At 63.5% G+C, this 8,735-nt stretch carries 8 protein-coding genes and 4 pseudogenes; 7 read left to right on the top strand and 5 right to left on the bottom strand.

What is annotated here, in order from left to right; translation table 11 throughout:
* The first annotated feature begins 187 nt into the window (after positions 1–187).
* On the top strand, positions 188–748 hold the full coding sequence (locus ABZW74_RS18110; protein ID WP_355278129.1) for a hypothetical protein: 561 nt from the start codon (positions 188–190) through the stop codon (positions 746–748).
* Between the two features lie 133 nt (positions 749–881).
* A pseudogene (locus tag ABZW74_RS18105) lies at positions 882–1,169 on the top strand (low molecular weight phosphatase family protein); the annotation flags it as partial.
* Between the two features lie 23 nt (positions 1,170–1,192).
* Here the strand turns inward: ABZW74_RS18105 and ABZW74_RS18100 are convergent.
* Positions 1,193–1,678: an ArsI/CadI family heavy metal resistance metalloenzyme gene (locus ABZW74_RS18100; protein WP_355278126.1), complete on the bottom strand. Its 486-nt coding sequence runs from the start codon at positions 1,676–1,678 to the stop codon at positions 1,193–1,195.
* Between the two features lie 97 nt (positions 1,679–1,775).
* Here ABZW74_RS18100 and ABZW74_RS18095 point away from each other — a divergent pair, with 97 nt between their 5' ends.
* Positions 1,776–2,141: an Rv2640c family ArsR-like transcriptional regulator gene (locus tag ABZW74_RS18095; protein ID WP_355278123.1), complete on the top strand. Its 366-nt coding sequence runs from the start codon at positions 1,776–1,778 to the stop codon at positions 2,139–2,141.
* A gap of 8 nt (positions 2,142–2,149) precedes the next feature.
* On the opposite strand, the pseudogene ABZW74_RS18090 reads toward ABZW74_RS18095, so the two are convergent.
* Together ABZW74_RS18090 and ABZW74_RS18085 are read right to left on the bottom strand one after the other, a co-directional pair.
* A pseudogene (locus ABZW74_RS18090) lies at positions 2,150–2,389 on the bottom strand (hypothetical protein); the annotation flags it as partial.
* 77 nt (positions 2,390–2,466) lie between these two features.
* Positions 2,467–3,300, bottom strand: coding sequence for an N-6 DNA methylase (locus ABZW74_RS18085; RefSeq protein WP_355278120.1), 834 nt, complete (start codon positions 3,298–3,300; stop codon positions 2,467–2,469).
* A gap of 164 nt (positions 3,301–3,464) precedes the next feature.
* Here ABZW74_RS18085 and ABZW74_RS18080 point away from each other — a divergent pair, with 164 nt between their 5' ends.
* The 4 genes from ABZW74_RS18080 (at position 3,465) to ABZW74_RS18065 (ending at position 6,904) form a co-directional block, all read left to right on the top strand.
* Positions 3,465–3,833 carry a metalloregulator ArsR/SmtB family transcription factor gene (locus ABZW74_RS18080; RefSeq protein WP_240862803.1) on the top strand — a complete coding sequence of 123 codons (369 nt, stop codon included), beginning with the start codon at positions 3,465–3,467 and terminating at the stop codon, positions 3,831–3,833.
* The gene (arsB, locus tag ABZW74_RS18075; RefSeq protein ID WP_308221101.1) at positions 3,830–4,927 is read left to right on the top strand and encodes an ACR3 family arsenite efflux transporter; all 1,098 of its coding nucleotides are present in this window, start codon (positions 3,830–3,832) and stop codon (positions 4,925–4,927) included. The genes ABZW74_RS18080 and arsB overlap by 4 nt, the downstream gene beginning before the upstream one ends.
* Positions 4,928–4,948: 21 nt before the next feature.
* Positions 4,949–5,368, top strand: a complete 420-nt coding sequence (locus ABZW74_RS18070) for a low molecular weight phosphatase family protein (RefSeq protein ID WP_240862808.1) — start codon at positions 4,949–4,951, stop codon at positions 5,366–5,368.
* Between the two features lie 252 nt (positions 5,369–5,620).
* A complete protein-coding gene (locus ABZW74_RS18065) occupies positions 5,621–6,904 on the top strand; it encodes an APC family permease (RefSeq protein WP_355278116.1) in 1,284 nt (427 codons plus the stop codon).
* A gap of 19 nt (positions 6,905–6,923) precedes the next feature.
* On the opposite strand, the pseudogene ABZW74_RS18060 reads toward ABZW74_RS18065, so the two are convergent.
* Positions 6,924–7,037: pseudogene (locus ABZW74_RS18060) on the bottom strand (PadR family transcriptional regulator); the annotation flags it as partial.
* A 226-nt stretch (positions 7,038–7,263) separates the two neighbouring features.
* Positions 7,264–8,595 (bottom strand): annotated as a pseudogene (locus ABZW74_RS18055) (hypothetical protein).
* Positions 8,596–8,735 lie beyond the last annotated feature (140 nt).

The following is an 8,735-nucleotide window of genomic DNA, read 5'->3' as shown; positions in this document are numbered from 1 at the left end:
GCCGCGACCCGGCAATACGCCACGGGTCGTAGCCAGCAGTTTCGCTCCAGATCCGCCAGGTCGAGTTCTCTCATCTGTTTGAACTCGTCTCCTTTTTTCGCCGATAATAGATCTTATGTCAGGTAACCCTGACGTGAGGTAGCACTGACGTCTGGTTATCCTGACATCGAGCGTCTACCCTATCGGCATGGGTTGGGTACACGAAAGTGACGCGCACTTGCACGAGGCGGCGTTGGTGGCGTTCTTCGAGGACGGGGCCGTGAGCCACGGGTCGACCATGGTCGACGGCGTGGACTACGAGCTCGTCGAGATCGGCCAGAGCCCGGACGAGGATCATCGTCGGCCGTCGGCCGAAATTGTCGGCTGGTTGCTGCGCTGCGATTGCGCTCGCCGATCCAGCTCCGATGTGTCGACCTGGACCGATCCGGCCCAGTGGGCGCGGGTGCCCTCAGCGTCCCTTGAGGACCTTGCCGGGCATCGGGTGTTCGCCCCCGACACTGACGTCCATGCCGACGAGCGGCCCGAGGTCGCGGAGGCCGCCCGAGCGGTGTGGCAGCGCGAGCATCTCGATCCGATCGACGTCGACGACGAGCTCAGGGCCGCAGTTACCGCCCGCAGAGACGCTGACGCTCAGCTCGACGCCGCGGTGGCCAAGGCCCGCCGACTGGGCCGGTCCTGGGCCGACATCGGCGCGGCCACCGGCATGACCCGGCAATCGGCAAACGAACGCTGGAAGGATCGTGCGTGACCGCGATCATGGAGGAAGCTGAGTATGGGTGAGTCCGAGCGAACCGCTGAGTTGCTGAAGCTCTCCGAGGTGTCTGCGCAGTCCGGCATCTCGCTCGACGTGCTGAGACGAATGGTCAGTGACGAACTGCTGCCGCATCGGCGGCCAGGTCAATAGCCTGTCGGCACAGGTGCTCGCCGAGATCGGCGCCGACGTCGCGGAACATCAGCCTCGCCAACTCACCGACGAGCTGATGCGGGCCGCAGATCTCGTCGTGGTGATCGGCACCGCCGAGGTTGCCCCGCCCGAAGGTGTCGCCCTCGAGGTGTGGAACACCGACGAACCCTCCGAACGTGGCATCGAGGGCATCGAACGGATGCGGTTGATCCGCGACGACATCACCAACCGCATCCGCTCTCTCGCCGACCGGCTTGGGCGGTAGGCGAGAGCGCGAGCTGCGGCTTGTCAGCAGCAGGCTGGGCGAGCTTCAGTAGAATCGCTGGCGCTGCCTCCGCAGCACACCGAACCTTGGTCGGCACTATCGACGGCGTTCTGTGCCAACAGTTTCGGGCTGGTCCCGAAGGTGTCGGAGTCGGCGAGCACGGTGTAGACCTCCCACTTCTCGTTGGCCGGGCCGGTCACCCACACCTTGTCTTGGGTCGCGAAGCAACAGGTGGAGTTGATCTCCTCCTGCGTGAACAGACCCTCCCCGGCCAACCGGGCGATCTCGGCGTGCACCTTCTCGCTAGATTCCACTTCGACGCCGAGGTGGTTGATGGTGCCGCCTTGGCCAGGATTCTCCAGCAGCACCAGTTTCAGCGGCGGCTCGGCCACCGCGAAGTTGGCGTATCCCGGCTTGCGCTTGGCCGGAGTGGTGTTGAACAGCTTGGAGTAGAAGTCGATCGCGGTATCGAGATCATCAACATTGAGCGCGAGCTGGATACGGGACATGACCATCACCTTCACCTGTGAGACATATATCGAACTAGGGCCACCTGCAGGGTGCCCACCTTTTCGACATATGTCAAGTAAGAGGTATGGTTGGGTCGTGCCGAAGACGTTGCCGGTGGTTGATATCAGTGGTCCAATTTGCTGTGCTCCGGTGTCGTCGGGTCCGCTTGGCGATGATGATGCGCTCGAGATTGCGTTGCGGCTCAAGGCGCTTGCTGATCCGGTGCGGATCAAGTTGGTGGCGATCTTGCTCGCCGATGAGTCGGGTGAGGGTGTGTGTACGTGTGATCTCGCGGCGGCGGTTGGGGTGACGGAGGCGACGACTAGTCATCATTTGGGGCAGCTGCGCAAGGCGGGGATGGTGGTGGGGCAGCGGCGGGGTATGAACGTGTACTACCGGGCTCAGCCGGAATCGCTGCAGGCGTTGTGTGCGGTGTTGGGGGCGAGCACCGGCTGCTGCTGAAGACAAGGTCAGTTCATGGACGCGATCGTCGCGGCCAGCGATTGTGCGTAGCGGGCGTAGGTAGTGGTTGCCAGCGCGGCATGGCGTTCGGTCACCTGATAGCTATAGCCGAGCATGTCGGCGACGATCGGTGGCGGTGCCAGTTTGACGAGGTTGTCCAGAGCGCTGTTGCGTGCTCCGTGCAGGTTGATGCCGAGGCGACGGAGTTCTTTCATCGCGGTTTGTGCGTGCAGGTGGCGGCCAGGACGATCCACGCGGTCGGTGACGTGACGAACGACATCCCGAAGCGCGACTCGTTTCCATGCGGACTTGTCGAGATCAACGCTCATGCCGAGATCTCCGAGCGGAGCAGGGCGATGATGTCGGCTATGGCGACCACCGAGGCATCTGCGGCCGACCGCCACTGTGCCAGCGAGGTTTTGACGCTCGGCCCCGGAGACTCGCCGGCGACGGCCGGCGCGACGTATTGCGTGATCGCCAACGTGTTGCCCTTGGTAATGATCTGGTCGATAGTTGCGACCGCCGCGAACCCCTCTGCCGTCTCAAACGCGTTGTACGCGTCCATGATGCGTTGCTGGTGCTCGTCGCGCAGGAACGACTGCGTCTGCTCGCGCGCCATCTCCTTGGACGCGTCGATGAAGAGCACCTTTCCGCGGCGCACAGGATCTTTTCTAGTTCGCATGACGACAATGGCGGCGGGCATCGGTGAGTTGTAGAACAGTCCTTCACCCATCCCAAGCACGGCCTCGACGAGGTCAGACTTCACCAGTGCTTCCCGGAGGGCGGCCTCGTCTCGGCGGAACAGGACCCCATGCGGGAACAGGATCGCCGCCCGGCCGGTCTTCGGGTCGAGGCTCTTGGCGATGTGCTGGAAGAAGGCGTAGTCGGCGCGGCCTTGGGGCGGGACGCCCCACATTCTGCGGCCATATGGGTCCTTGGCGAAGGCGTCGCGGTTCCACGCCTTGATGGAGTAGGGCGGGTTGGCGAGCACGATGTCGAAGGTCTGGAGCCGGCCTTGCTCGTCGTGGAAGGCGGGCTTGCCGAGGACGTCGCCGTGGGCGATCTCGCCATCGGCGATGCCGTGGAGGAACAGGTTCATCCGGGCGATCGCGGAGGTCCCGTAGTTGAACCTTGGCCGTAGAGCCGCAGGTTGCGCCATTACCTGTGATTCATCTGATGCAATATGCAGTAGTTGACTGGATACCGTCAATATCGAGTTGATCATATTCCCCTGCAAGAGCTTTGGTGGGCATGTATCCATCGTCCGCTCGTGAGGGGTGGACCGACTTGCGTCACTGATTAGATCAGTGTCAATATTGATATGTGTCGAAACAACATGTGCTGGCGGTAGGCGGCGCTGGCCAAGGTCTGAGTACCGAAGATGCCGCGAGGTGGGCGGCGGCTCTGAAGGCGCTCGCGGATCCGGTTCGATTGCGGTTGGTCTCCGAAGTGGCGGCGCATCCCGGCGGTGAGGCGTGTGTGTGCGACATTTCCGGCTCGTTTGCGGTGTCACAGCCGACCATCTCGCACCATTTGAAGGTTCTGCGCGAAGCTGGTGTGGTCACCAGTGAGCGGCGTGCCACGTGGGTGTACTACCGGGTCAACACGGGCGTGCTGAGTCAGTTGTCGGAGTTGTTGGGTGGCCTTGCCGCGGTGGTGGGGGAGTCGAAGTCGTGCGAGGCTCCGGAGTGAGCGGCATGAATAGTGTTGTTGCCGGACGACTTTCCGTTCTCGACAGGTTCCTGCCTGTGTGGATTGGTGCGGCGATGGTCGCCGGTTTGCTACTCGGTCGTGTGGTGCCCGGGCTCGGTGACGGCCTCGCGGAGGTGGAGATCGACGGTATCTCGCTGCCGATCGCTCTCGGGCTGTTGATCATGATGTATCCGGTGCTGGCCAAAGTTTGCTATGACCGGCTTGACTCGGTGACCGGCGACCGTCGGATGCTGGTCGGGTCACTCGTATTGAACTGGGTCGTCGGGCCAGCGCTGATGTTCGCGCTGGCGTGGTTGCTGTTGCCGGACCTTCCGGAGTACCGGACTGGGCTGATAATCGTTGGGTTGGCGCGTTGCATCGCGATGGTGATCATCTGGAACGACCTGGCGTGTGGCGATCGCGAGGCCGCGGCGGTGCTGGTCGCGTTGAACTCGATCTTCCAGGTGGCCATGTTCGCTGTGCTCGGCTGGTTCTACCTTTCTGTCCTGCCGGGCTGGCTCGGGCTTGAGCAAACCACTATCGATACCTCGCCGTGGCAGATCGCCAAGTCGGTACTGATCTTCCTAGGGATCCCGCTGTTGGCGGGTTATCTGACCCGACGTTTGGGCGAGCGCGCCAAGGGCCGCGACTGGTACGAGAACACACTACTACCACGATTGGGACCATGGGCGCTCTACGGGCTGCTGTTTACCATCGTGATCCTCTTCGCTCTTCAGGGCGACCAGATCACCTCCCACCCATGGGATGTCGTGCGCATCGCGATCCCGCTGCTGATCTACTTCGCCATCATGTGGGGCGGCGGCTTCGCTCTCGGCGCCGTGATGGGACTGGGGTATGCGCGAACCACGACACTGGCGTTCACCGCGGCCGGCAACAACTTCGAACTCGCCATCGCCGTAGCCATCGCAACCTACGGCGCGGCATCAGGACAAGCCCTGGCCGGGGTGATCGGCCCGCTCATCGAGGTACCGGTGCTGGTGGGCCTGGTGTATGTGTCACTGGCACTTCGCCAACACATTACCGACGCAGTTCCGAAATCCAAAGAATCGAAGGAGTCGATCCGAGATGTCTGAATTCCCGCTGGGTGATCGACGATGACGAGCAACCGGTGGTCAGTTCTGTTCGTATGTGTCAGCAACCGGGGCAAATCGGTGATGGCCGAAGGCCTCGCGCGTAGCGTCGCGGCGAACATGCTCGACCCGTCGTCGGCGGGGACCGAGGCGAAGCTCGGCGTCGCGCCGAATGCTCAGTCCGTGCAGGTGCTGGACGAGGTGAATGTCGACGTCAGCGAACACCGGCCCAGTCAGTTGACCGACGAGATGATGCGCGCTGCCGACCTCGTCGTCGTGATAGGCACCTCAGCACATGTGAGCGCGCCTGAGGGTGTTGCCCTCGAGGTGTGGGACACCGACGAACCATCGCTGCGCGGCATCGACGGGATGGACCGGATGCGGCTGATCCGCGACGACATCACCACCCGCATTCGCGACCTCGTCGAACGCATCGGGCAGTAGAGGACGGCATTCTCGGCGTCCTATCTGAACAGCAACACGCCGACCGTGGATCTTCGTGCGCGGACGTCCTAAACAACACACAGAATCCTGCGGTTCAGTTTCAGTGGTGTTGACTTCCAACAGCTTTGGGCTCGTGTCGAAGGTGTCGGAGTCGGCCAGCGCCGTTCGAGTACCAGACTGAATCGGTAGCGGCCATCGATACCGCCTATCGTTACCGATCGTCGACGGGATCGCACAAGGGCGGGGAGGGCGATGAATACGCAGTCACGGGACGATCGACCGCAGTTGCAGCGTCGGCTGGGAGTGTTCGACGCAGTGGTGATCGGTTTGGGATCGATGGTCGGGGCGGGCATCTTCGCTGCGCTGGGACCGACTGCGGCAGCGGCGGGTTCCGGGTTGTTGATGGGGCTGGTGGCGGCTGCGGTGGTGGCATATTGCAACGCGACGTCCTCGGCACGGCTAGCCGCCCGGTATCCGCAATCCGGCGGCACCTACGTATACGGGCGCGAGCGGTTGGGTGACTTCTGGGGCTATCTGGCTGGATGGGCGTTCGTGGTCGGCAAGACCGCATCGTGTGCGGCGATGGCGTTGACCGTCGGGGCCTATGTGTGTCCCGCCTATGCCCATGCGGTCGCGGTCGCGGCCGTGGTCGCCTTGACCGCGGTGAACTATTGCGGCGTGCAGAAGTCGGCGCTGCTGACACGGGTGATCGTCTCGGTCGTTCTGGTGGTACTGGCGCTGCTGGTGGTCGTCAGCCTGACCTCGGGGCAGGCGGTCGTGGGCCGGTTGGACATCGGTTCCGACATCACCGTGGGCGGGGTGTTGCGGGCAGCGGGGTTGTTGTTCTTTGCCTTCGCCGGCTACGCCCGGATCGCCACCCTGGGCGAGGAGGTCCGAGAGCCGGCCCGCACTATTCCTCGGGCGATCCCGTTGGCTCTGGGGATTACCTTGGTCGTCTATGCGGCGGTGGCGGTAGCGGTGTTGTCGGTGCTGGGCGCCGACCGGTTGGGCTCCTCGACCGCGCCGCTGACCGACGCGGTCCGCAGTGCCGGGGTGGCGTGGATGGTCCCCGTCGTGCAGGTAGGCGCCGCGGTAGCGGCTTTAGGATCACTGCTGGCTCTGGTGCTGGGGGTTTCCCGCACCACGTTGGCGATGGCCCGCGACCACCACCTACCGCACGTGCTGGCTGCAGTTCACCCGCGGTTCGAGGTGCCCCATCGCGCCGAATTGGCCGTGGCGGCGGTCGTCATCGTGGTCGCGGCAACCGTCGACGTTCGCGGCGCGATCGGCTTCTCCTCTTTCGGGGTGCTGATTTACTACGCGATCGCCAACGCCGCCGCCTGGACCCTGACCCGAGATGAGGCCCGCCCCCCACGGTGGGTACCGGTGATCGGTGTCGCGGGCTGCGCGATCCTCGCGGTGGCTTTGCCGCTGGTCTCGGTCATCATCGGTGCCGTTGTCATCGCAGCCGGTGCGGTGTTCTACAGACTTCGGAGAACCCCTGGCAGCCGCACCTCACCCCCGTCGACCAGTTGACTGGCGCAGCGTTCTTTCATCACGAAGGACCCTCTCGGCCCAACTCCGCAAACGATTCACGATCTTCGGCCAGTGTCTGCTCGCCCGCCTTCGTTGCACCGTAGACCCGCCGTGTAGGACCGTCCACGACCCGTGATGCACATGTGGAGTCACACAGCGCCGGGCTGAAACTCCGGCACCGTCCACCCCTTGCAGTGACGAATCCGATATCGGCGTTGCACCTTACCGGCAGAAGTCGCCCGTCCCAGGCAGCTGTCCAGCCGCCGCGCACCTTTGGGATCGCGAAGCTAGGCCAACAACTGGACGCACCTGTGGCACTCTCAGTTGAGGGTGGCGATGGTGGTGGCGATCGAATGGGCCTAGCGGGCGTAGGTGGCTGCGGCCAGTGCTGCATGGCGCGCGGTCACCTGATGACTGTAGCCGAGCAGTCAGCGACGATAGGCGCTGGCGCGAGCGCGACGAGGTTGTCCAGGGCGCTGTTTCGACTGCCGCGCACGTTGATCCCGAGGCGGCGAAGGGTGTGCATGACGGTCTGCGGATGCAGGTGGCGGCCGGGTCGGTAGCCGGGGAACAGATACATGGTGTCGGCGCCGGCGGTCTGCAGGTTGGGGCGATGTTCGAGGAGTTCGTAAATCAACACGGCGAATGGCGCGGGAACGGGTGTGGGATCGGTGCCGAGGCGAATCCGCAACTCGGTGGGTGTCAGTTCCAGGTCGCCGATCTGTAGGGTAACGATCCGGCCGATCGGTTTGGGCGTAAAGGAGCATTAGCATGCCGGCCACACGTTGGTGCAGGCTGGTGACATCTCCACGCATCAACGTCTGAATCCATTGCAGGCGTTGGTCATCGGTCAACGAGGGCGTGGTCTTGGCGTAACGGTGCTCGATCGTGACGGTGGTGTTGATCTGCATAGCGCGGCACCACACGAAGAAGGTTCGTATGAGGTGTCGGGTGGTCGGCCCGGAGTGCAGGTACTGGTCGATATCGTGCTGGGTGGCCGTCTCTGCGGTGCGTCCGTGCATGCCGTGGAGCCAGTTGAGGAACTTGATGACCTCGGTGATCTCCTGTTTCGCGTTGCGGACCGCGCCCTCACTGGATTGCCCGGGTGTGGAGTTGGCGCGGATGCGTCGCAGGTGATGCCGGGTGGCGAAGCGGTGGGTGATCGCCCACGTTTCCGGAGTATCAGCCGCGGCTTCTTTGGCGGCCAGCCACTTTTCGAACAGTGCCAGATAATGGTCACGGCGCTCAAGCAGGCCGTGCTGCTCAAGGATGGAGCGGAGGTGCTCGACTGTCTTGGAGGGCTCAAGAGCGTCGAGCGCGTCATGACTGCACGGAATCGACCCCGTCATCAACCCGGCCAGCAGTGCGCGGACGTCTTCGCTGCGCATCCAAGTCATGATGCTCTCGGGTCGTTCCGCGGTGGTGAGGGCATCGATCAACGTGCTGCGTAGTTGCTTGCGGGTGGCGCCTCGAGGTGGGGGAGCAAGCTGTTCGAGGTTCTCGCGCAGCGCACACCGGGCGCAGCGTCCGCGGCGATAGATTTCGCCTTCGTGCGTACATGTGAGGCATCGGTAGCCCGAGGGGTTGATCCCACCGCATTCGAGGCAGCAGGGGCGAGGATCATCGGCCCGTGCCCGGGCGGGCAGCACACCGTCGTGGCCGCAGATCGGGCAGATTCCGAAGGTACGCATCGCGACGTAAAAGCAGCTGTTGCAAAGCCTTTCGCCGGGCCAATGCACGCGCGGCTGTTAACGACGCCTGAAAACTGACCCCTTAGGGGTTCCGGTAGTAATCGCGCGGAAAACAACACATATGGCTGGACCAGCGGCGA

Origin of the sequence: Gordonia sp. NPDC003585 (genome assembly GCF_040610755.1) — a bacterium.
Lineage (GTDB): Bacteria > Actinomycetota > Actinomycetes > Mycobacteriales > Mycobacteriaceae > Gordonia.
Note: the sequence above shows the minus strand (reverse complement) of the source record. Positions and strands in the feature narration are given on the sequence as shown.

What these genes read in the sequence shown, in the direction of transcription:
- ABZW74_RS18110 (WP_355278129.1), top strand. Translation starts at nt 188, where the DNA reads ATGGGTTGGGTACACGAAAGTGACGCGCACTTGCACGAGGCGGCGTTG.
- ABZW74_RS18065 (WP_355278116.1), top strand. Translation starts at nt 5,621, where the DNA reads ATGAATACGCAGTCACGGGACGATCGACCGCAGTTGCAGCGTCGGCTG.
- ABZW74_RS18100 (WP_355278126.1), bottom strand. Translation starts at nt 1,678, where the DNA reads ATGTCCCGTATCCAGCTCGCGCTCAATGTTGATGATCTCGATACCGCG.
- ABZW74_RS18085 (WP_355278120.1), bottom strand. Translation starts at nt 3,300, where the DNA reads ATGGCGCAACCTGCGGCTCTACGGCCAAGGTTCAACTACGGGACCTCC.
- ABZW74_RS18070 (WP_240862808.1), top strand. Translation starts at nt 4,949, where the DNA reads ATGACGAGCAACCGGTGGTCAGTTCTGTTCGTATGTGTCAGCAACCGG.